This window comes from Sinorhizobium fredii, assembly GCF_002944405.1.
Lineage (GTDB): Bacteria > Pseudomonadota > Alphaproteobacteria > Rhizobiales > Rhizobiaceae > Sinorhizobium > Sinorhizobium fredii_C.
Genome location: NZ_CP024310.1, coordinates 1,031,964 through 1,052,737 on the forward strand (window position 1 = coordinate 1,031,964; position 20,774 = coordinate 1,052,737).

A 20,774-nucleotide genomic window follows, 5' to 3' on the forward strand; every position below is an offset into this window, starting at 1 on the left:
GTCAGCGGTCCTTGGGATCGAGCGCATCGCGCAGGCCGTCGCCGACGAAGTTCAGCGAAAACAGCGTGACGACGAAGAAGATGGCCGGGAATATCAGCAGCCAGGGCGCCGATTGGATGTTGTTTGCCCCTTCGGAAATCAGCGCGCCCCAGCTCGTCAGCGGCGCCTGCACGCCGAGGCCGAGGAACGACAGGAAGCTCTCGAGCAGGATCACCTTCGGCACCACGACGGTGACGAAGACGATCACCGGGCCGATGGTGTTCGGAATGATGTGCCGGCGGATGATCTGCCAGTCGGTCAGTCCGAGCGCCTGCGCCGCACCCACGAATTCGCGGCGCTTCAGGGCAAGCGTCTGGCCGCGCACGATACGGGCCATGTCCAGCCACTCGACGGCGCCGATCACCAGGAAGATCAGGATGAAACTGCGGCCGAAGAAGACGACCAGAACGACGACGAGAAAGACGAAGGGCAGCGAATAGAGAATCTCGACGAAGCGCATCATGACGTTGTCGACGCGCCCGCCGATATAGCCGGAGGTCGCCCCGTAGACGACGCCGATGCCGAGCGAGACGAGGCTGGCGAGCAGGCCGACCGCAATCGAGATCTGGCCGCCCAGCATGACGCGGACAAGGAGGTCGCGGCCGTTGGAGTCCGTGCCGAACGGGAAATATTCGCGATCGACCTGGCCCTCGACCTTCAGCCTGCGACCATCATCCTCGGTCGCGACGACCTTGGTGTTTTCGAACTCGTTGGCCCTATCGAAGTAGCGCGTGGCGCGCGGATCGATCGGTTGCTCGGAGGTGACCGTGGCAGTGAAGGCTTCGCCCTCGACGTGGAACTCCTCGAGCGTCACGCGGGCGCGCGCCGCGACATTCTCCATGACTTCCTGCAGCGTCGAGGTATCCGGACGCGGCTCGAGGCTTGGGCCGATCGACACATAAGAGGGGAAGACCTGATCGTAGCTGTGCGGCGAGAAGAACGGCCCGACGAAGGAGAAGAGCGCGATCAGTGCCAGCATGACGCAGCCCGCCATGGCGGCGCGGTTGCGGCGGAAGCGCAGCGCCGCGAGTTGGAAGAGGCTGCGCCCTTTTGTCTCCGGCGAGACCGCCGGGACCTGAACGATATCAGTCATGGCGAACCCTCGGATCGAGCAGGCCGTAGAGAATATCGACCAGAAGATTGAAGACGATGACGAAGATGGCGATGAGGACCACCGTGCCCATGACGAGCGTATAGTCGCGATTGATCGCGCCGAGCACGAAGTAGCGGCCGACGCCAGGAATGGTGAAGATCGTCTCGACGACCGCGGAACCGGTGAGCAGTGCCGCCGCGCAAGGGGCCAGATAGGAAACAACCGGCAGCATGGCGCCGCGCATCGCATGGGTGACGACGACGACGCGGGACGGCAACCCGTAGGCCTTGGCCGTTCGAATGTGATCCGTGTGAAGCGCCTCGATCATCGAGCCGCGCGTAAGCCGTGCGAAGACGGCGAGCTGCGGCAGGGCCAATGCGATCATCGGCAGGATCAGGAAGCGGAACGACCCGTCGCCCCAGCCCCCGGCCGGGAGCCACGACAGCATGATCGCAAAGATGAGGGTCAGGACGGGACCGACAACGAAATTCGGCACGGTGACGCCGACGGTCGAAATCGACATCACGGCGAAATCGAGAAAACTGTTCTGCCTCAGCGCGGCGATGGTGCCGGCGATTACGCCGCCGACGACGGCAAGTATCAGCGCGTAGAAGCCGAGCTCCATCGAATAGGGCAGGCCCTTGCCGATTAGCTGCGCGACATTGTTGTCATGGTAGATATAGCTCGGGCCGAAGTCGCCGGTTACCGCATTGCTGAGATAGATCAGGTATTGGCGCCAAAGCGGCTGGTCGAGATGATAGGTCCTCATCAGGTTCTCCATCGTCGATGGAGGAAGAGGGCGCTCGAGATTGAAGGGGCCACCGGGGGCAAACCGCATCAGGAAGAAGGATATCGTGACGACGATGAACAGCGTCGGCACCGCACTCGCCAGCCGGCGAAGGACGAAGGAGATCATGGACGTGGCTCCGGAGGCGACGCGCGGGCTCCCGCGCGTCGCCTCATTTCGTTACTCGGCGATCGAGAGGAACTTGCTCAAATGCGCATTCGGCGCATTGTCCTGCCAGCCCTTGACGCGGCTCGACACGAGCCACAGGTCCGCCTGGGTGAGGAACGGCGCAATCGGCTGCTCCTTCATCAGCAGGGTCTCGGCTTCGTGGAGAATCTTCGAGCGCGCCGCCGGATCCTGTTCTTCATAGGACTTCTTCATCAACGCGTCGAACTCGGCGTTTTCGAAGTGGCCATAGTTGAAGGTCTTGTTGGTGCTGAGGCTCAGCGCCAGGAAGTTCTCGGCGTCCGCATAGTCGGCGACCCAGCCGGCGCGGGCGACGTTGAACTTGCCGCCTTCCTGCAGGTAGGCGTAGTGCGACGAGACGTCGAGATTCACCAGCGAGACCTTGGCGCCGAAAGTGTTCTTCCACATGTCGGCGACCGCCGTCGCCACGCGTTCGTGGTTCGGGTTAGTGTTGTAGCGGATCTCGATGTTCAGCGGCTTGCCGCCCTCGCCGTAGCCGGCCTCCTTCATCAGCTCGATCGCCTTGTCCTCGCGGTCGAGCTGCGACATTTCCGCAAAGTCTGCCTTGGCCGGTTCGCCGTATCCTTCGATGCCCGGCGGTACCATCGAGTAGGAAGGAATTTGCGAGCCGCTGTAGATCTCCTTGGCGAGGAAGTCGCGGTCGACCGCCATCGACAGCGCCCGGCGGACGCGGACGTCGTTATAGGGCTCCTGCCGCGTGTCGAAGGCGTAGTAATAGGTCGCAAGCGTCGGCGAGACATGCACCTGGTCGCCATAGGACTTGCGCAGCCGCTCGATCTGATCGGCCGAGAAGTTGTAGGCGAGGTCCATTTCCTTCGCCTCGAAGCGACGCACCGAGGCCGCCTGATCGTCGATCGGGTAGAAGATCACCTTGTCGAGCTTGACGTTGGCGGCATCCCAATAGCTCGCATTCTTCTCGACGGTCAGGCTGTCGTTCGGCACGTGCGCCGTCAAGCGGAAGGCGCCGTTCGAGACCATCACGCCCGGCTTGACGAAGTCGGCACCGTTCTTCTCGACGCTCGCCTTGCTGACCGGCAGCGCCGTCTGGTGCGCCAGCAGTTCCAGGAAGAAGGGCGTCGGCCGCTCAAGCGTGATTTCGAGCGTCTTTTCGTCGACGGCCTTCACGCCGAGCTGGTCGACCGGCACCTCGCCCTTATTGACCTTTTCCGCGTTCTTGATCGGGAAGAGAATGTTGGCGTACTCGGCGGCCGTCTTCGGATCCTCGACGCGGCGGAACGAGAAGGCGAAGTCCTCGGCAGTCACCGGCGAGCCGTCGGACCACTTGGCATCGGCGCGCAGCTTGAACGTATAGACGACGCCGTCATCGGAAAGCTCCCAGCTTTCCGCAGCACCCGGCACGATCTTGCCGGCGGCATCGTAGATCGTCAGGCCTTCATAGAGATCCTTGAGGATGAATTCCTCGATGTTGATGGAGGTGTGCGCCTGGTCGAGCGTCTGCGGCTCGCCGGCATTACCGCGATGCAACACAGCTTCAGCGAGCGCCGGGCTTGCACCGATAAGCAGCGAGCCGATGAGCGCGGCAGCGCTGAGGTTGAGTTTCATTGAAGCCATTTTTCTTCTCCTTCCCCTCGTTTTGAGTGTGGTTGATCGCAGGAGAGAAGTGCAAATCCTCACCAAAGGCAAGGCGATTTTGCACCCTCCTTTATAAAACGAAACTCTGATAATCGCTTTAGTTGCATCGCGCCCTTGCGGGGGATTCCATCGCCTGTTAGACCTGTCCAGCCAACGAATTATGCGCCGGAAACCCGCAACTGCAACGATTTAGATCAGAAAGAGAGAACGAGCCCGCGCTCTGTTGACAGGGCGAAATAAGACTCCGTGCAAACTTCATGAATAGATATGGCACTTTACGTAATATGCGTACAAATTCTGAACGCCTTTCGCAATCTTTTTGCGGGACGCGCGCATTGCGTGCTGCCGGCCGAAGACCCCGCAACCAGGCGACGGATCGAGACAAGGAGAGAACAGGCACGACGAAAGCGCCGTTCCCACCGGATTTCTCCGCGGACGCCACCACCAACCAGAAAGCGAATGCCCCGATTTTTCGCATGAGGGCTTTTCATCCACAGCAAATTCCTCTGACGCACGTCAATCAACTGTCCGCCCCGCCCATCGTTCCGGTTGCCAAAAGGTCCTCATCAACTATTGTGCCTCTGACTTGGGCCGCTAAGCCGGTTCGGAGGCATCGGAGCGCGCGCGCACGCTGCCGCGTCGCCGGCGAACGAGCCCGCACCGTGGCGGCGCGTGGGCCGCTTCATTCACGGCGCCTGGAGTGAGGCGCACCAGCATCAGGGAGATTTCGAATGGCATTGATCACATTGCGGCAACTGCTCGACCATGCGGCGGAGAACGACTACGCGCTGCCGGCCTTCAATGTGAACAATCTCGAATATATCCAGGCGGTCATGCGCGCCGCCGATGCGACCGACTCCCCGGTGATCCTTCAGGCAAGCCGCGGCGCGCGTGCCTATGCGGGCGACGCCTTCCTGCGTCACCTGATCCTCGGTGCGGCGGAAGAATATCCGCATATCCCGGTCTGTCTGCATCTCGACCACGGCGACCAGCCTTCGACCTGCATTTCGGCGATCACCAACGGCTTCACATCGGTGATGATGGACGGCTCGCTGGAAAAGGACGGCAAGACCGTCGCCAGCTACGATTACAATGTGGCAGTCACGGCCGAAGTGGTGAAGATCGCTCATGCGGCGGGCGTTTCGGTCGAAGGCGAACTCGGCTGCCTCGGCAACCTCGAAACCGGCGCCGGCGACAAGGAAGACGGACACGGATTCGAAGGCAAGCTTTCGCGTGAAGAATTGCTGACCGACCCCGACCAGGCCCTCGACTTCGTCTCCAAGACCGGCGTCGATGCTCTGGCGGTGGCGATCGGCACCAGCCACGGCGCCTACAAGTTCACGCGCGAGCCGGATGGCGAAATCCTTTCGATCGAGACGATCGCCAAGATCAACAAGCGGCTTCCGAACACCCACCTCGTCATGCACGGATCATCCTCGGTGCCCGCCGACCTGCAGGAATTGTTCAACGCCTATGGCGGCAAGATGAAGAAGACCTGGGGCGTGCCGGTATCCGAGATCCAGAAGGCCATCCCGCTCGGCGTCCGCAAGGTCAATATCGACACGGACCTCCGGCTCGCCTTCACCGGCGAGATCCGCAAGCACCATATCGAACATCCGGACAATTTCGATCCGCGCAACTACCTGAAGCCGGCCATCGCGCATATGACCGAAGTCTGCAAGGAGCGCTTCGAGGCCTTCCGCGCGGCCGGCCAAGCATCGAAGATCCGGGTGCTGCGGCTCCCGGAAATGGCCAAGCGCTACGCCAAGGCAGCCTGACGGCGCATTCATTGCCAGACAGGAAGGCGGAAGCCGCGCACCCGGACTCACGGCGCGCGGCTTTATTTTAGTCCAGCCGCTCCAGCGGCGCCTCATGCTCGTAGAGCTGATCCATGCTGAGCGAGGCGACGTCGGCGAGCGGCGTCTGACTTTTCACGCGGCCGCTTCCGAGAACCACGACGTCGTCGCAAAAGGAAATCGTGCTTCTGTGATGGCTGATGACGATGGTCGTGCGCCGGCCGGCGCGCAGCTTAAGCGTCTCGACGATTGCCGCCTCCGACAGTCCATCCACGGCGTTCGTCGCCTCATCGAGAATCAGGATCGCTGGATCGCGCACCAGCGCCCTTGCAAGCGCGATGCGTTGGCGTTGCCCGGCCGAAAGACTCGCTCCCCGATAGCCGACCACAGTCTCGTAGCCTTGCGGCAGCATTTCGATGAAGCTGTGCGCTTCGGCCAGTTTGGCCGCTCGCTCGACTTCCGCGGCCGTCGCCTCCTGACCGTAGGTGATGTTTTCATGAATACTGCCATCGACGAGTTCCAGATCCTGGCTAGCGACGGCGATCTGGCGCCGCCATTGCGCCGGATCGATCTGATCGAGCGGCACGCCGTCGACGAGGATCCGGCCTTCGTCCGGGTCGACGAAGCGGCACAGGAGGTTGACGATCGTCGTCTTGCCGGCGCCCGATCGACCTATGAGAGCCGTCGAACGGCCCATGCGGATCGTAAAGGTGGCGGCGCGCAACACGACGGGGCGGGCTTCCAAGCCTGGATATCTAAAGGTCACCCGATCGAATGCGATGTCCCGGTGCAGGCCCTCGACCGGTTCGCTGCCGGCCGGGGGCTTCGGCTTGTCAGACGAATCCAAGAGCCAGCGCACTTCTTCGAGCGATCCGCTCCAGCCCTGGATTTGGCTCCAGGACATTTGCAAGGCTCGCACATGCGGTTGCAGCCGGTAGAGCAGCACGACGAAGGCAACGATTACCGGGAAGCTCACGCCGACGGACCAGGCGCTCACGACCGCCCCCAGGAAAAGCGCGGAATGCAGTACTTCCGTCAGCGGCGGCAGGATGCCCTGTCGCGTTTGCAAGACCAAACCCGCATGGCGCACGGAATCGGAGGCCGTGTCGAACGCCACCTTCTCGCGACCTTCCTGCCCGAAAACGCGGATCAACCGTCCCGCATGAACGAGATGCAGCATCCGCGCCGCAAGCTCGCTGTTGAAGGAGGTCACATTGCGGCTAGGGCCCCTCAGGGTCGCCGATAGTGCCGCATGCGCTACCTGGACAAGGACCAGACCAAGCGCGACGAAAAGCGTCATCTGCCAGGAAAGAAGCAGCAGGAAGGCCAACAGGATCACCGCGGCGGACGCGTTCACCACGGCCGCGAGCACGGTCTGGATCGCGTCCGAGGCCCGCCAGGATTCATTCGAGATGATGTTGAGCAGCCGGCCGGGGTTCTGTTGCAGGAAGAACGGGTAGCCTATACGCAAGAGCTGATTGGCCAATGCGCTGCGGATCGAATGGCTCGCCTTTCCGTAGATAAAATTGGTGAGTACGGTGTTCGCGAAGGCGAGGAGGTTCTTAAGGACGATCAGCGCAAGGATCGCAGCCGCGAGTGCCAGCAGCCTGTCGCCTTTGTCCAGCTCCGATCCCACCTGCTGGAAGATCGCCGAGATACCGCTCAGAGCGGGGGAATCGTCGCTGCCGGCGATAATCCCGAGCATCGGGATGATGAGACCGATGCCGGCTCCTTCGAGCGCCGCGCTTGCGAGTCCGAGCACCACGACTAATGGAAGCAGGTGCAATTGGCGCCCGAGCGCGTCACGCAGAAACTGCAGGCCGGGCATGAGGAAGCGCACAATCATCGGCTCCGCTCCAGCTCAGCTGTCCTCTCCTCGACCGGCTGCAGCTCGGTCGGCGCGGCCCGGCTTGCCACAACGAGATAGGCGAATTTCGCGGCGCCCAACAGGTTCATGGACACGATCGGCCAATGGGACAGTTGGAGTTCAGGATCGAAACGGGGACCGCCAAAGACCTGGCCACATGCCGATCTGACCGTCCAACAGAAATGCCGGAGAAGCCACGGCGCTTTGAAGAGATGTTTCAGGCAAAGCGCTCCGTTGCCCAGGCTGTAGCTTCGGTGGAGCTTTTCGATCGCAGCGCGGGACGTTCGTCCGTGGTGATGAAAAACCGTCATGTCCGGGACGTATTCGACGGGGATGCCGAGTTGAAAGGCACGCACGAGATAGTCGGTATCCTCGGCGGAATGGAGCGGCGTGCCCGCGCCGAAGCGTTCGTCGAAGTGGCCGATAAGAGCAGCGACCTCGCGGTGCATGGTCATGTTGCAGCCGAGGACGAAGCCGCCGGGATGGACATCGCGGGTCAGGCGGGCAGCGATCTTCGACCGCTTGATTGTGAAAGGCTGGTCGCAGGCGTTGCCGAGCTCGACGCGGCCGCCGCGAACAACGCGCCGGTCGCCGCTTGCGTAATGCCGTTCCAGGTCACGCAAATAGGCTCGATCAATTTCGCAGTCATCATCTACGAACACCAGAATCCGTCCGCCGGCCCGCTCCAATCCCGCATTGCGCGCGGCCGCAAGGCCCAGGCGCGGCTCGGTGACGAGCGTGATCGTCATATTTGAAGACGCGGCGATGCGGCGCAGCTCGAGCGGTGTGTCGTCCGTCGATCCGTTGTCGACCACCACGAGTTCGCTAGTGACGGCGGGGTAAGCGCTGCGAGCCGCCTCTATCGAACGGATACAGGCCTTAAGCGCCCGTACGCGGTTCCGCGTACAGACGATGAAGCTCGCGTAAGGCCTCGTCCGCGCCCCAGCAGCGCAAAGGTTCGTCCTCGGTTCCAGCGTACGTTCAAGCGCCATTTCACACCGCGCCATGTTGAGGAAGGATCGTCGCCGCTGGAACGGATTGCATATAACGCGCCAGCCAATCCACTTTCCTGGTCGCGGCCATGGAGAGTCGGCTGCACCAGGGTGCACGCGCGCCGGCGAGCAGGCCGTACCGCTCCCGGCGCCGAATGAGCTGCCATTTCCCCGTCCGTGTCAGGAAATCGTGCGTCAGTTCCGGCCGTTCTTCATCGACGATCATCTGATAGAGGAAGTAGAAGAAGCACAGGATGCCGTCTTCGTAGGCCTTGCGTGTCTCGGCCGGGCAGGTGGAAATCCTGCGTTCCAGCAAGAGCATGAATTCGGAAACGGCCGCGATCGTCTGCCTCGTCACCGCGGCTCCGATCTCGCGAAGCGGGCTGGCATCATCGAAAAGACCATCCCGTTCAAGGTTTTCAGCGACGATCTTCAAGTGCGTCTGACGCATGCGCCGCTGGTGCTTGCTCGTCACGCTGTTGCCATGGATGCGGTAGGCAACCAGCGGCTCGTCGATCATCGCGGCCGGACAACAGTCGGCGATCCGACGGAACAGATCGAAGTCTTCCGCATGCGGATAGTCCGGATCATAGACGAGCAAACTTTCGGGGATTGCTTTCCGATTGTAGACGACGGTCGAGTGGAGGAAGAGGGTGAAGAACATCGACAGGATGCGCATGCTTTCCCGCCGGTATATCGGGCTAGGCTTCCCGCGGATGATGCGTGTGCCGATAAGCGTATCGACGCCTGAGCCGCACAAGGCAAGCCGAGGCTCTTCGGCAAAGAGCGCGACCTGTCGGGAGATGCGCGACGGATAGGCAACGTCATCGGCATCCATCCGCGCCACGAGCTCGCCGTTTGCGAGCGCCAGTCCCTCGTTCAAGGTCGCGATCAGGCCGCGGTTCTCCCGCGAAAGAATGGAAAGGCGGCCATCCTCCTTGCGATATGTCTCCAGGATTTCGAGCGAACGATCCGTCGATCCATCGTCGATCGCGACGACCTCAAGGTGTTTGTAGTCCTGGTACAGAATGCTCTCGAGCGCTGCAGCGAGGTAGGGTTCGCCATTGTAGACGGGCAGCAGGACGGACACCAATGGGCTGGGCATGGTTCGGCTCATGTTTATTGGACCTCCGAGCCCTGGAAGGCTCCAGTGCGCTCACCCGGCGCGCGCCGATACGCGGCGCCTTCCGAATTCCCGCTTCCGCGGCGAACATAGGGGAAGTGGCGTTTTAGCGCGTTGAGCGGCTGCTCGAAGGCGATCCAGGAAATCGAAGCAAGGATCAGCGTACCGGCGCCGGCGACCAGGAGCCGCCCCGGCCCCTGCTCCGAAACATTGACGGGAATGATGGGTTGCGCCTTGACGACAAGGGCAAGCACGATCGCATGGTAAAGATAGATGCCGTAGCTGATGCGGCCGAGGGCGACCATCGGCCCCCATCCGAGAAGGCGGCCAAGAGTGCCTCCGATCCCGCGCGGGCAATTGCCGACGAGCAGCGCCAGCGGCAGGAGCGGAAGGATCTCGAGCCCCATCCAGGCCAGCCACTCCAGGAGCGGCGGCTTCGACGTCGGGCGAAACCATAGGAGGATCAGGGAAATGGCCATAAGCGGCACCCAGCTTCGCTCAACCCATCGAGGCCAAGCTTCTCTGCTTGATCGTCTGGTGGCCAGAAGCGCGCCGACCGCCAGCGCGTCCATCGAGGCCGGCGGCAACAAGTCGCGCGCGAGCGACGGCGTCCCGGTCAAGGGCCAATAGAAGCGGTAGGCGAGCGAGAGGGCGATTACGCCGAGACAGATAGCGGCGACCGAGCGCCTGGGCGCCATAAGCACGGCCAGCGGCCAGACAATGTAGAATTGCTCCTCGATGCTCAGGCTCCAGGTATGACAGAGCACCCAAGGGTTCCACTCGTTCTGCAGCGCATACCAGAAGTTCGAAAGATAGAGCGCGTGCCAGGCAAGCACTTGCTTGGACCCTTCCAAACCGATCAGCCAAACGAAGCCTAGCACCGCGAAGTAAGGAGGAAAGATGCGCAGCGCCCGGCGCACGTAGAAGGATTTGAGGGCCGCAGCAGTTTCGAAGCGAGCATCAGCGCGCGCTTCGAGCAGCAACCGGGTGATCAGGAAACCGCTCATAACGAAGAACAATCGTACCCCGATATGTCCCAGATGGGATCCGTCGGCGAAGAAGTGCGCGTAGAGAACCAATGAAACGGCGATGGCTCTTAGGCCGTCCAGCTGCCGGTCGCGCGCAATCTGCATGAACATCCCCAGAGTAAAACCTTGCGGGATTCTCCTTGGCGGCATCCCTTGCCGGTATGATTTTTGCCGCAGCTTCGCCAGATGCTCTTCGGAAGAGCGGTGAGTTCAGGTATATGAAAAATAGTTAAGGCGGTGGTCGGCGACTGTATAGTCGAATAGGGCCAAACTTTGGCACGCGTCGCGCAAGCATTCCGGTGGAGGCATCGGAACGCGCAGAAGTGTGTTTCGCCTGCAACGAGAGACGAGATCTGAGTTGGTTGCAAGAATCTTGGCACTACGCCAAATAAGATGCAGCAGCGGTACGCCTACTTACCTGAAGTCGCCGCCGTAACTCTTTGCCAAGCCGCCTAAAAAGTCGGCGGCGTATTGATCCACAGCAGCACGGTCTCGCCGTCGTGGCGATTCGACCAGGCATGGCGGCGGCGGCTCTCGAAATAGAGGGAGTCGCCCGGATGCAGGTCGTAGAACTGATCCGAATCCAGCACGAACTCGACGCGACCGGAAAGCACATAGACGAACTCCTCGCCTTCGTGCCGATAGGCTCCCTCGCTCGAGGCGCCGGGCGCCAGTATGAAGCGGTGGCAGTCCATCTGGTTCTTACCCTCGGCAAGCAGTTGCACCGTCACGCCTGGAGTCGTACGCGGCCAATTGCGCCATTCGCCGGCGCGGACAAGCGCGCGTGCCTGCGGCTCCTCTTCACCCGAGAGGCTCGAGACCGTGGTGCCAAAATGTTCGGCGAGATTGTGCAAGACGGCAATCGAGACGCCCTGGGAGGTTCGTTCGAGCGTCGAGAGTACCGATGGCGCGATGCCGACATCGCCGGCCACCTGTTCCAGTGTCTTGCCCGCCGCATGCCTGAGGCTTCTCAATTTGCGCCCGACCTGGAGGTCGGCATTGGCTTCCGCCGACGGCCCGGGCCTGGCGTGGTCGTTCGCCGCGCCTTCGGCCTCCAGCGCCTCGCGAATTGCCGCCGGGTTGAGGCCGCGCTCGGCGCGAAACCAGGAAATGCGCTTCAACCGCGCCAGGTCGGCCTCGGTATATTGCCGATGGCCGGTCGCCGAACGGCCGGGCACCACGAGCCCTTGGGTTTCCCAAAGACGCAGCGTCGAAGCCGAGACGCCGGCGAGCCTTGCCGCTTCGGCCACCTTGTAGCGAATATTGTCCGGCCCACTCATCAAGATCCGTCCTTCCGACGCCGAAGACGGCGCGATTCCCCTTCGTGCACAGTTTTCGGCAATCTAGCGGCGCGCCCCGCGGACTTACAAGAAGCGGCCATCACTCGGCGTGCTCGCTCCATCACCAAATTTGATTTGCTTTCCATGTCAAAAGATGTACCACTTCCGGAGGAAAATTGCAGAAAAAATGCAATATATCTCTGAATCCAGACAGGACAGTGACGATGACCAGCCTGACCGAACGCAAGAACGCCGCCATTTCCCGCGGCGTGGGGATGACAACGCAGATCTATGCCGAGCGCGCCGAAAATGCCGAGATCTGGGACAAGGAAGGCAATCGCTTTATCGATTTCGCTTCCGGCATCGCCGTGGTCAATACCGGACACCGCCATCCGAAGGTGATCGCTGCCGTCAAGGCGCAGCTCGATCGCTTCACCCACACCTGCCATCAGGTCGTTCCCTATGAGAACTACGTTCACTTGGCAGAGCGGCTGAATGCGCTCACCCCCGGCACGTTCGCCAAAAAGACGATCTTCGTCACCACCGGCGCCGAGGCGGTCGAAAACGCGGTGAAGATCGCCCGCGCCGCAACCGGACGCCAGGCCATCATCGCCTTCGGCGGCGGCTTCCATGGCCGCACCTTCATGGGCATGGCGCTGACCGGCAAGGTCGTGCCCTACAAGGTCGGCTTCGGCGCGATGCCAGCCGACGTGTTCCATGCCCCCTTCCCGATCGAGTTGCACGGCGTCAGCGTCGAGCAGTCGATCGCAGCGCTGAAGAAGCTCTTTGCCGCCGACGTCGATCCGGGCCGCGTCGCGGCTATCATCCTCGAACCGGTTCAGGGCGAAGGCGGCTTCTATCCGGCCCCGACCGCGTTCCTGAAGGCACTCCGCGAGATTTGCGATCAGCACGGCATCCTGTTGATCGCCGACGAAGTCCAGACCGGCTTTGCCCGCACCGGCAAGCTCTTCGCTATGCAGCATCATGACGTTGCTCCGGATCTGACGACGATGGCGAAGAGCCTCGCCGGCGGCTTTCCGCTCGCGGCGGTGACGGGCCGCGCCGAGATCATGGACGCGCCGGGCCCGGGGGGCCTTGGCGGCACCTATGGCGGCAATCCGATCGGCATCGCAGCCGCCCACGCCGTGCTCGACGTCATCGAGGAAGAGCAGCTTTGCGAGCGGGCAAACCAGCTCGGCAACCGGCTCAAGCAGCGCCTTGCCGAGATCCGCGAAAAGGCGCCGGAGATCGCCGACATCCGCGGCCCCGGCTTCATGAACGCCGTCGAATTCAATGACGCGAAAACGAACCTGCCGAGCGCGGAGTTCGCCAACAAGGCCCGCCTCGTCGCCCTCGAAAAGGGATTGATCCTGCTCACCTGCGGCGTCCACGGCAATGTCATCCGCTTCCTGGCGCCGATCACCATCCAGGAAGAAGTCTTCGCCGAAGCGCTCGATATCCTCGAAGCATCGATCGTCGAAGCGCGCGGTTGACGGCACGCCGGCCGACCGCTATCGCGCTCGTCCGACACCGGCTTGGGGCGCGCGGACGCGTGCCCCGCAACAAAACAAAGAGCGAGGCTTGCTGAGCCGTGGCCCGCCTCGCCGGAGGACGCGCCATGGCCCTGACACCCGCACTCACCAAGCACCTTCGCGCAGCGGACCAATTCGCAACGCTCGATCGGGTGACCCGGGCCGCCTCCGAGTGGAACGGCCCGACCTTCGATGTCTTCAATCCTTCGACCGGCGAATTGCTGGCGACGCTGCCCGACATGGAGATCGAGGACGCCCATGCCGCAATCGATGCGGCCGCCTGCGCCCAGCCGCTCTGGGCGGGAAAGCCTGCCAAGGACCGAAGCGCGATCCTGCGCCGCTGGCACGACCTGATCGTCGAGCATGTCGACGATCTCGCTGCCATTCTCACGGCCGAGATGGGCAAGCCGCTCGGCGAGGCGAAGGGCGAAGTGCTGCACGCCGCTTCCTATGTCGAGTGGTATGCGGAGGAGGCGAAACGCGTCTATGGCGAAACCTTTCCTGCCCCTGCCAACGACCGTCGCATGCTCGTCATCAAGCAGCCGGTCGGCGTCGTTGGCACAATCACGCCCTGGAATTTCCCGGCATCGATGGTCGCCCGCAAGATTTCACCGGCGCTTGCCGCCGGCTGCGCCGTCGTCCTGAAGCCTGCGGAACAGACGCCACTCGTCGCCGGTGCGATGTTCGTGCTCGCCGAGAAGGCCGGCTTTCCAGAAGGCGTGCTCAATTTGCTCTACGCTTCGGAGGGGGCGCCGATCGGGCGCGAACTCTGCAGCAATCCCAAGGTCCGCAAGATCAGCTTCACCGGTTCGACCGAAGTCGGCCGCCTGCTGATGCGGCAATGCTCCGACCAGATCAAGAAGGTCAGCCTCGAACTCGGCGGCAACGCCCCTTTCATCGTCTTTGACGACGCCGACATAGATGAGGCGGTTGACGGCGCGGTTCAGGCGAAGTTCCGCAATGCCGGGCAGACCTGCGTTTCGGCAAACCGCATCTATGTGCAATCGGCGGTGCACGACGCCTTCGCCGCGAAATTTGTCGCACGGGTACGCGAGCTCAGCGTTGGCGACGGCTTTTCGCCCGGCATCACCATCGGTCCGATGATCGATGGCCATGCGATCGAGAAGATCGAGGCGCATGTCGCCGACGCCCTCGCCAAGGGTGCCGAACTGCGCTGCGGCGGGGAGCGAATCGGCACGAACGGGACCTTCTTCGCGCCCACGGTTCTCACCGGCATCTCGCACGACATGCGCGTCGCCCAGGAGGAGACATTCGGGCCGATCGCCCCGATCATCCGCTTCGAGACCGCCGAGCAGGTGGTGGCCGAGGCGAACGACACGATCTACGGTCTCGCCGCCTATTTCTATGCGGAGAATCTCAAGCGGGTCTGGCATGTGGCCGAGGCGCTGGAATACGGCATGGTCGGCATCAATACCGGTCGCATGTCCTCCGAGGCAGCCCCCTTCGGCGGAATAAAGCAGTCCGGGATCGGCCGCGAGGGTTCGCGCCACGGCCTCGAAGACTATCTCGAGATGAAATATCTCTGTATGGGCAATATCTGACCTTTCGAGCTGCACCTCTCGGTTCATCGCATTGCCGGAACCTTCCGGCTCTTGAAATTCACGCTGCGCCTTGCCAATTGGGGCGAAAACCGAAGCAGGATGAATATCCGTCGGCTCGCTTCGGCCCGTCGAAGTCAGCTAATCCCAGGAGGCCCGCAGCACGATGAGTGACGTCGAAATGTCCGTCGAGAAACATGTCTTCGAAGCCGATGTGGCGAAACTGCTGCATCTGATGGTGCACTCGGTCTATTCCGACAAGAACGTCTTTCTCCGCGAACTGATTTCGAATGCCGCGGACGCCTGCGAGAAGCTGCGCTACGAGGCGATCGTCGCGCCGGAACTGCTTGGCAGCGATCCCGCTCCGCGCATCACGCTAACGCTGGACGAGGAGAACGGCCGCCTGGTCGTCGAGGACAACGGCATCGGCATGAGCCGCGACGAGCTGGTCGAATCGCTCGGCACGATCGCCCGCTCCGGCACCCGCGCCTTCATGGAGCGGATCGAGGCGGCACAGGGCAGGGACGGCGCGCAGCTGATCGGCCAGTTCGGCGTCGGCTTCTATTCGGCCTTCATGGTGGCCGACAATGTTGACGTCGTTTCCCGCCGCGCCGGCGCCGACAAGGCCTGGCATTGGGCGTCGGACGGCAAGGGCAGCTACACGGTCTCCGCCGTCGAGCTCGCCGATGCGCCGGCGCGCGGCACCCGCATCACGCTGCATCTTATGGAGGACGCAAGAACCTACACCTCGCGCTGGACCGTGGAGCGGATCGTCAAGGATCAGTCCGGGCACGTGCCGGTACCGATCTCGATCGTCGAGAAGCCAGGCGCCGAGCCTGCACAGGTTGCCGACGGTACGGCGCTGTGGACCAAGCAGAAGAGCGACATCAGCAAGGAAGACTACACGGACTTCTACCGCGGCGTTGCCGGGCAGTACGACGAGCCGGCGGTGACCGTCCACTTCCGCGCAGAGGGGCGCCACGAATATACGGCGCTCGCCTTCGTTCCCGGCTCGAAGCCTTTCGACCTGTTCGACCCGGACCGCAAGGGCCGCATGAAGCTCTATGTGAAGCGTGTCTTCATCACCGACGAGGCGGAGTTGCTGCCGCGCTACCTGCGCTTCGTGCGCGGCCTCGTCGACACCGCCGATCTGCCGCTCAACGTGTCGCGCGAGATGATCCAGGAAAGCCCGCTGCTTGCGAGCATCCGCAAGGGCCTGACGAATCGCGTGCTGACGAGCATTGAAAAGCTCGCGGAGGGCGAGCCGGAGACCTTCACCACGCTTTGGGAGAACTTCGGCAGCGTCATCAAGGAAGGCATCTACGAGGATTTCGAGCGGCGGAGCCAGCTGCTGGCTCTTTCCCGATTCCGTACGACTGCCGGCGATGAAAAGCCGCGCGCCTTGAGCGACTACGTCAAGGATATGAAGGAAGGCCAGTCGGCGATCTACTACCTCACCGGCGACAACCTCGCCCAGCTTAAGGCGTCTCCGCAGCTCGAGGGATTTCGCGCCCGCGGTATCGACGTGCTGCTCTTGACGGATCCGGTTGACAGCTTCTGGGTGACGACGGCGCCTGATTTCGAGGGAAAGCCGTTCAAGTCGATCACCCAGGGCGCCGCGGACCTCGCCGGAATCGCGAGGCAGAACTCAGAAGCCGCCTCGTCCGAGGCGAATCCCGCCGTCACCGAGTTCGTGAACTTTGCCAAGGCGACGCTCGGCGAAGCGGTTTCGGATGTGAGAGCTTCCGACCGCCTGACGGAAAGCGCCGTCTGCCTCGTGGCGCCGGAACACGGTCCGGACCGTCAGCTGCAGAAGATGCTGCAAGGTGCGGGGCGTATCGAAGGAGCGGCAAAGCCTGTGCTCGAAATCAATCCCGGGCATCACCTGATCGCCGCCCTAGCTGACTGCCCGGCGGAAGAAGGCTCGTTCCGAGAGGACGCAGTGAAACTGCTTCTCGATCAGGCGCGGGTTTTGGACGGCGACAAGCCGGAGGATCCGCGCGCCTTTGCGGAGCGGCTGTCGCGCGTTTTTGATAGGGCGTTGAAGGGCTAAAATCCTGCCCCTCATCCGGCCTGCCGGCCACCTTCTCCCCGCACGCGGGGCGAAGGAGACTCGCGGCGCCTCTCAAGCTCCCTCTCCCCGCAAGACGGGGAGAGGGCTAGTACCCCGGTTAAACCCGAGGAGAGGGGCAAATCAAGACACGCGCGTGCAAAATCAGGGCAAGTCTGTACGACCTCATCCCTTCTCCGGGCCGCGCGCGCCCATTCCAATTCCCGCCAGCACTTCAGCCGTATGCTCGCCTAGACGCGGCACGCCGCGCTCCAGGGCCAGCGCTGCGCCGGAAAACCGGACCGGTGCTCTGACACCCGGCGACGTGCCGGTCGCCGCACCCGTATGCGGCGTCTCGACCCGCATCTGCCGATGGACGATCTGAGGATCGGCAAAGACGTCGGCAACCGTGTTGATCGGCCCGCCCGGCACGCCGGCCGCTTCTAGCTTGGCGAGCAGGGCGTCCCGGGTAAAGTCTTGGGTTTTCGCGGCGAGTTCCGGCGTCAGGCTGTCACGGTGCTGAACACGGCCCGCATTCGTGCGGTAGCGGTCGTCGGCGGCAAGGTCGGGCCGGCCGAGCAGGTCGCAGAACTTGATAAACTGTCGGTCGTTGCCGACCGCGACGATCAGGTGGCCATCCGAGGTCGGGAACACCTGGTAGGGCGCAATATTCGGATGGGCGTTGCCAAGCCGCCGCGGCGCCTTGCCGGAGACGAGGAAGTTCAGCGCCTGATTGGCGAGCACGCCGGTCATGCAGTCGAGCAGAGCCATGTCAATCTGTTGGCCTTCTCCGGTGCGCTCCCGCTGCGCCAGGGCCGCCTGCACGGCGATGACGCCATAGAGGCCGGTGAAGATGTCGGCAAAGGCCACGCCGATCTTCTGCGGCTCTCGATCCGGTTCGCCGGTCAGGTCCATGATGCCGCTCATGCCCTGGATGATATAGTCGTAGCCGGCGCGATGAGCGTAGGGCCCGTCCTGGCCGAAGCCGGTGACGGAGCAATAGATCAGCCGCGGATTGATTTGTCTGAGGCTCTGATAGTCGAGCCCGTATTTGGCGAGCCCGCCGACCTTGAAGTTTTCGAGAACGACGTCGGACTGCGCCGCGAGCCGGCGCACGGCCTCCTGCCCCTCCTCCGTCGTGAAGTCGAGAACGACGGAGCGTTTTCCCCGATTGCAAGCATGGAAATAGGCGGCATCGAGCTTCTCGCCCCCCTCGCCTTCGACGAAGGGTGGCCCCCAGCTGCGCGTGTCGTCTCCGGCCGGACTTTCCACTTTGATGACCTCGGCGCCGAGATCGGCGAGCGTCTGGCCGATCCACGGACCGGCGAGGATGCGGGCGAGTTCGAGAACCTTTATGCCCTTCAGCGGCGCTTCCATCGTCACACCGCTCAGAAAAAGGCCTGCAGCCCCGTCTGGGCGCGGCCGAGGATCAACGCATGGACGTCGTGCGTCCCCTCATAGGTGTTGACCGTCTCGAGGTTCACCATGTGGCGCATGACCTGGTACTCCTCGGAAATGCCGTTGCCCCCATGCATGTCGCGGGCCATGCGGGCAATGTCGAGCGCCTTCCCGCAATTGTTGCGCTTGACGATCGAGATCATCTCCGGCGCCATCCGCCCCTCGTCCATCAGCCGCCCGACGCGCAGCGACGCCTGCAGCCCGAGCGCGATCTCGGTCTGCATGTCGGCGAGCTTCTTCTGGAAGAGCTGGGTCTGGGCGAGCGGTCGGTTGAACTGCTTGCGGTCGAGGCCGTATTGCCGCGCCGCATGCCAGCAGAATTCGGCCGCGCCCAGCGCTCCCCAGGAAATGCCGTAACGGGCGCGGTTGAGGCAGCCGAAAGGACCCTTGAGACCTTCGACATTCGGAAGCAACGCCTCCTCCCCCACTTCGACATTGTCGAGAACGATCTCGCCGGTGATCGACGCCCTGAGCGAAAGCTTGCCGGCGATCTTCGGCGACGATACGCCCTTCATGCCCTTCTCCAGCACGAAGCCGCGAATGGCATTGCCATGCGCCTCCGACTTCGCCCAGACGACGAAGACATCGGCGAGCGGCGCGTTGGATATCCACATCTTCGAGCCGATCAGCCGATAGCCGCTGCCGGTCTTGATCGCCCTGGTCTTCATACCTGCCGGATCGGAACCGGCATCCGGCTCGGTAAGGCCGAAGCAGCCGATCCACTCGCCGCTTATCAGCTTCGGCAAGTATCTTTGCTTCTGCTCCTCGGAGCCGTAGGCGAAGATCGGATAGATCACCAGCGAGGATTGCACGCTCATCATCGAGCGATAGCCGGAATCGACCCGCTCGACCTCGCGGGCGACGAGTCCATAGGCGACATAGGAGGCGCCGACGCCGCCATAGGTGTCGGGCACGGTCACGCCGAGCAGGCCGAGCTCGCCCATTTCGCGGAAGATCGCCGGATCGGTCTTTTCGTCACGATAGGCTTCGATCACCCGCGGCTGCAGCCGCTCCTGGGCGTAGGCGCGCGCCGTATCGCGGATCATTCGCTCGTCTTCGCTCAGCTGATCCTCGAGGAGGAATGGGTCGTCCCACTGAAATTGACTTTTGCCGGCCATGTTTCTCTCCCATCGGATCTAAATAGGACCGGGAATCAGGCCGCATACCTTTCCCCATCCCGCTCCCTGGAGTTATCGCAAGCGGGGTCGAGCCTTTCAAATGCAATTGAGGCAATGACTCATGCACCTGCTGCATGGTTTCCTGAATTGGGGGCAGTTGCAAGCAGTCGTCTGCTTCATCCGCTTCTGTTGTCGCTGATGAGAGGGCCCAGGCCCGCGCCTGTGAACTGTAACAGAAGCTACAACAAACTGACATCGCGCCTTCACGAAGCGCCGATATGGCAGGGATCACTAATAAACGATCGCCCCACCGACGAGGACCTGCCGCCGATGTTTCAGTTGAGGAACGTGACCCGCCAGTTCGGCAAGAAGCGAGCCGTCGACACGGTCACCTTCGACATACCGCAAGGTCAGATGGTCGGGGTCATCGGCCGCTCCGGGGCGGGCAAGTCGACGCTTCTGCGGATGATCAATCGGCTCGTCGACCCCACCTCCGGGACGATCGAATTCGCCGGCATCGAGGTATCCTCGCTCAGGGGTTCTGCCCTGCGGCATTGGCAGCGCGACTGCGCGATGATCTTCCAGCAGTTCAACCTGGTCCCGCGCCTCGACGTTCTGACCAATGTCCTCCTCGGCCGGCTGAACCATCGTTCGACGGTCTCGAGCATCCTCAACCTGTTCACCCGGGAGGAACGGATCATGGCGATCGGCGCACTCGAGCGTCTCGGCATCGAGCAGACGGCGCTGCAGCCGGCCGGTACGCTTTCCGGCGGCCAGCAGCAGCGCGTCGCGATCGCCCGGGCGCTGATGCAGCAGCCGAAGGTGCTTCTCGCCGACGAGCCGATCGCGTCGCTCGATCCGCTCAACGCCAAGATTGTCATGGATGCGCTGCGCGACATCAACGAGCGTGACGGCATCACCGTCGTCACCAACCTGCACACGCTCGACACGGCGCGCAACTATTGCGAACGGATCATCGGCATGGCGCAGGGCCGGATCGTCTTCGACGGACAGCCGAAGGATCTCACCGCCACGGCGGTCGCCGAGATCTACGGCGCCGAAACGGCGATCGAGGAATCGATGACCTCGACGAGCATCAACATTCCCGCGGCTGTCGCTCGCGAGGAAAACGCATCGGCCAGCTACAAGCCGCTGGCACTGGCCGGCCTCTAAGGCCGCCGCGATCGAATGCCCGCGTCAAGGGCGCCCAATCGAAACAGCCACTGATCCGGCGAGGCCGGATAAACGGGAG

General features: G+C 62.7%; 15 protein-coding genes. 5 read left to right on the forward strand and 10 right to left on the reverse strand.

Annotated elements, in window-relative coordinates; translation table 11 throughout:
- Position 1: 1 nt before the first annotated feature.
- The 3 genes from NXT3_RS28515 to NXT3_RS28525 are packed head-to-tail and all read right to left on the reverse strand — an operon-like array spanning position 2 to position 3,698.
- Positions 2-1,132, reverse strand: coding sequence for an ABC transporter permease (locus NXT3_RS28515; protein ID WP_037417216.1), 1,131 nt, complete (start codon positions 1,130-1,132; stop codon positions 2-4).
- Entirely contained in the window at positions 1,125-2,048 is a 924-nt protein-coding gene (gene oppB, locus NXT3_RS28520; RefSeq protein ID WP_037384901.1) for an oligopeptide ABC transporter permease OppB, read from the reverse strand. Before oppB ends, NXT3_RS28515 begins: the two co-directional genes overlap by 8 nt.
- 51 nt (positions 2,049-2,099) lie before the next feature.
- A complete protein-coding gene (locus NXT3_RS28525) occupies positions 2,100-3,698 on the reverse strand; it encodes a peptide ABC transporter substrate-binding protein (RefSeq protein ID WP_050988219.1) in 1,599 nt (532 codons plus the stop codon).
- Between the two features lie 752 nt (positions 3,699-4,450).
- On the opposite strand from NXT3_RS28525, the gene fba reads away from it, so the two are divergent.
- On the forward strand, positions 4,451-5,497 hold the full coding sequence (fba, locus tag NXT3_RS28530; protein WP_037417213.1) for a class II fructose-bisphosphate aldolase: 1,047 nt from the start codon (positions 4,451-4,453) through the stop codon (positions 5,495-5,497).
- Positions 5,498-5,564: 67 nt separating this feature from the next.
- Here the strand turns inward: fba and NXT3_RS28535 are convergent, their stop codons facing one another.
- The 5 genes from NXT3_RS28535 to NXT3_RS28555 form a co-directional block, all read right to left on the reverse strand.
- On the reverse strand, positions 5,565-7,358 hold the full coding sequence (locus tag NXT3_RS28535; protein ID WP_104841421.1) for an ABC transporter ATP-binding protein: 1,794 nt from the start codon (positions 7,356-7,358) through the stop codon (positions 5,565-5,567).
- Positions 7,358-8,374: a glycosyltransferase family 2 protein gene (locus NXT3_RS28540; RefSeq protein ID WP_104841148.1), complete on the reverse strand. Its 1,017-nt coding sequence runs from the start codon at positions 8,372-8,374 to the stop codon at positions 7,358-7,360. The genes NXT3_RS28535 and NXT3_RS28540 overlap by 1 nt, the downstream gene beginning before the upstream one ends.
- 1 nt (position 8,375) lies before the next feature.
- Positions 8,376-9,479 carry a glycosyltransferase family 2 protein gene (locus NXT3_RS28545; protein WP_199773414.1) on the reverse strand — a complete coding sequence of 368 codons (1,104 nt, stop codon included), beginning with the start codon at positions 9,477-9,479 and terminating at the stop codon, positions 8,376-8,378.
- Between the two features lie 14 nt (positions 9,480-9,493).
- Positions 9,494-10,630 (reverse strand): acyltransferase family protein, encoded by a 1,137-nt coding sequence (locus tag NXT3_RS28550; RefSeq protein ID WP_104841422.1) that lies wholly within the window; start codon positions 10,628-10,630, stop codon positions 9,494-9,496.
- A gap of 347 nt (positions 10,631-10,977) precedes the next feature.
- Positions 10,978-11,805 (reverse strand): MerR family transcriptional regulator, encoded by an 828-nt coding sequence (locus NXT3_RS28555; protein ID WP_037417208.1) that lies wholly within the window; start codon positions 11,803-11,805, stop codon positions 10,978-10,980.
- 224 nt (positions 11,806-12,029) lie between these two features.
- Between NXT3_RS28555 and NXT3_RS28560 the strand changes: the two genes are divergently transcribed.
- The 3 genes from NXT3_RS28560 to htpG all read left to right on the forward strand — a co-directional run bounded on the left by NXT3_RS28560 (position 12,030) and on the right by htpG (position 16,949).
- Entirely contained in the window at positions 12,030-13,298 is a 1,269-nt protein-coding gene (locus NXT3_RS28560) for a 4-aminobutyrate--2-oxoglutarate transaminase (protein ID WP_104841150.1), read from the forward strand.
- Positions 13,299-13,423: 125 nt separating this feature from the next.
- Positions 13,424-14,899 carry an NAD-dependent succinate-semialdehyde dehydrogenase gene (locus tag NXT3_RS28565; RefSeq protein WP_037417203.1) on the forward strand — a complete coding sequence of 492 codons (1,476 nt, stop codon included), beginning with the start codon at positions 13,424-13,426 and terminating at the stop codon, positions 14,897-14,899.
- Between the two features lie 163 nt (positions 14,900-15,062).
- Positions 15,063-16,949: a molecular chaperone HtpG gene (gene htpG / locus NXT3_RS28570; protein ID WP_097538857.1), complete on the forward strand. Its 1,887-nt coding sequence runs from the start codon at positions 15,063-15,065 to the stop codon at positions 16,947-16,949.
- A 183-nt stretch (positions 16,950-17,132) separates the two neighbouring features.
- Here the strand turns inward: htpG and NXT3_RS28575 are convergent, their stop codons facing one another.
- The gene (locus NXT3_RS28575) at positions 17,133-18,323 is read right to left on the reverse strand and encodes a CaiB/BaiF CoA transferase family protein (protein ID WP_104841151.1); all 1,191 of its coding nucleotides are present in this window, start codon (positions 18,321-18,323) and stop codon (positions 17,133-17,135) included.
- 11 nt (positions 18,324-18,334) lie between these two features.
- A complete protein-coding gene (locus NXT3_RS28580) occupies positions 18,335-19,522 on the reverse strand; it encodes an acyl-CoA dehydrogenase (RefSeq protein WP_097538855.1) in 1,188 nt (395 codons plus the stop codon).
- Between the two features lie 330 nt (positions 19,523-19,852).
- Between NXT3_RS28580 and phnC the strand changes: the two genes are divergently transcribed.
- Positions 19,853-20,695 (forward strand): phosphonate ABC transporter ATP-binding protein, encoded by an 843-nt coding sequence (gene phnC, locus NXT3_RS28585; protein WP_097538854.1) that lies wholly within the window; start codon positions 19,853-19,855, stop codon positions 20,693-20,695.
- The last annotated feature ends 79 nt before the right edge of the window (positions 20,696-20,774 follow it).

Bases quoted from the DNA above. Each gene is read 5' to 3' on its own strand.
- NXT3_RS28550 (WP_104841422.1), bottom strand. From the start codon at position 10,630: ATGCAGATTGCGCGCGACCGGCAGCTGGACGGCCTAAGAGCCATCGCC.
- fba (WP_037417213.1), top strand. From the start codon at position 4,451: ATGGCATTGATCACATTGCGGCAACTGCTCGACCATGCGGCGGAGAAC.
- NXT3_RS28515 (WP_037417216.1), bottom strand. From the start codon at position 1,132: ATGACTGATATCGTTCAGGTCCCGGCGGTCTCGCCGGAGACAAAAGGG.
- htpG (WP_097538857.1), top strand. From the start codon at position 15,063: ATGAGTGACGTCGAAATGTCCGTCGAGAAACATGTCTTCGAAGCCGAT.
- NXT3_RS28545 (WP_199773414.1), bottom strand. From the start codon at position 9,479: ATGCCCAGCCCATTGGTGTCCGTCCTGCTGCCCGTCTACAATGGCGAA.
- NXT3_RS28580 (WP_097538855.1), bottom strand. From the start codon at position 19,522: ATGGCCGGCAAAAGTCAATTTCAGTGGGACGACCCATTCCTCCTCGAG.
- NXT3_RS28540 (WP_104841148.1), bottom strand. From the start codon at position 8,374: ATGGCGCTTGAACGTACGCTGGAACCGAGGACGAACCTTTGCGCTGCT.
- NXT3_RS28560 (WP_104841150.1), top strand. From the start codon at position 12,030: ATGACCAGCCTGACCGAACGCAAGAACGCCGCCATTTCCCGCGGCGTG.
- oppB (WP_037384901.1), bottom strand. From the start codon at position 2,048: ATGATCTCCTTCGTCCTTCGCCGGCTGGCGAGTGCGGTGCCGACGCTG.
- NXT3_RS28525 (WP_050988219.1), bottom strand. From the start codon at position 3,698: ATGGCTTCAATGAAACTCAACCTCAGCGCTGCCGCGCTCATCGGCTCG.
- NXT3_RS28565 (WP_037417203.1), top strand. From the start codon at position 13,424: ATGGCCCTGACACCCGCACTCACCAAGCACCTTCGCGCAGCGGACCAA.
- phnC (WP_097538854.1), top strand. From the start codon at position 19,853: ATGTTTCAGTTGAGGAACGTGACCCGCCAGTTCGGCAAGAAGCGAGCC.
- NXT3_RS28575 (WP_104841151.1), bottom strand. From the start codon at position 18,323: ATGGAAGCGCCGCTGAAGGGCATAAAGGTTCTCGAACTCGCCCGCATC.
- NXT3_RS28555 (WP_037417208.1), bottom strand. From the start codon at position 11,805: ATGAGTGGGCCGGACAATATTCGCTACAAGGTGGCCGAAGCGGCAAGG.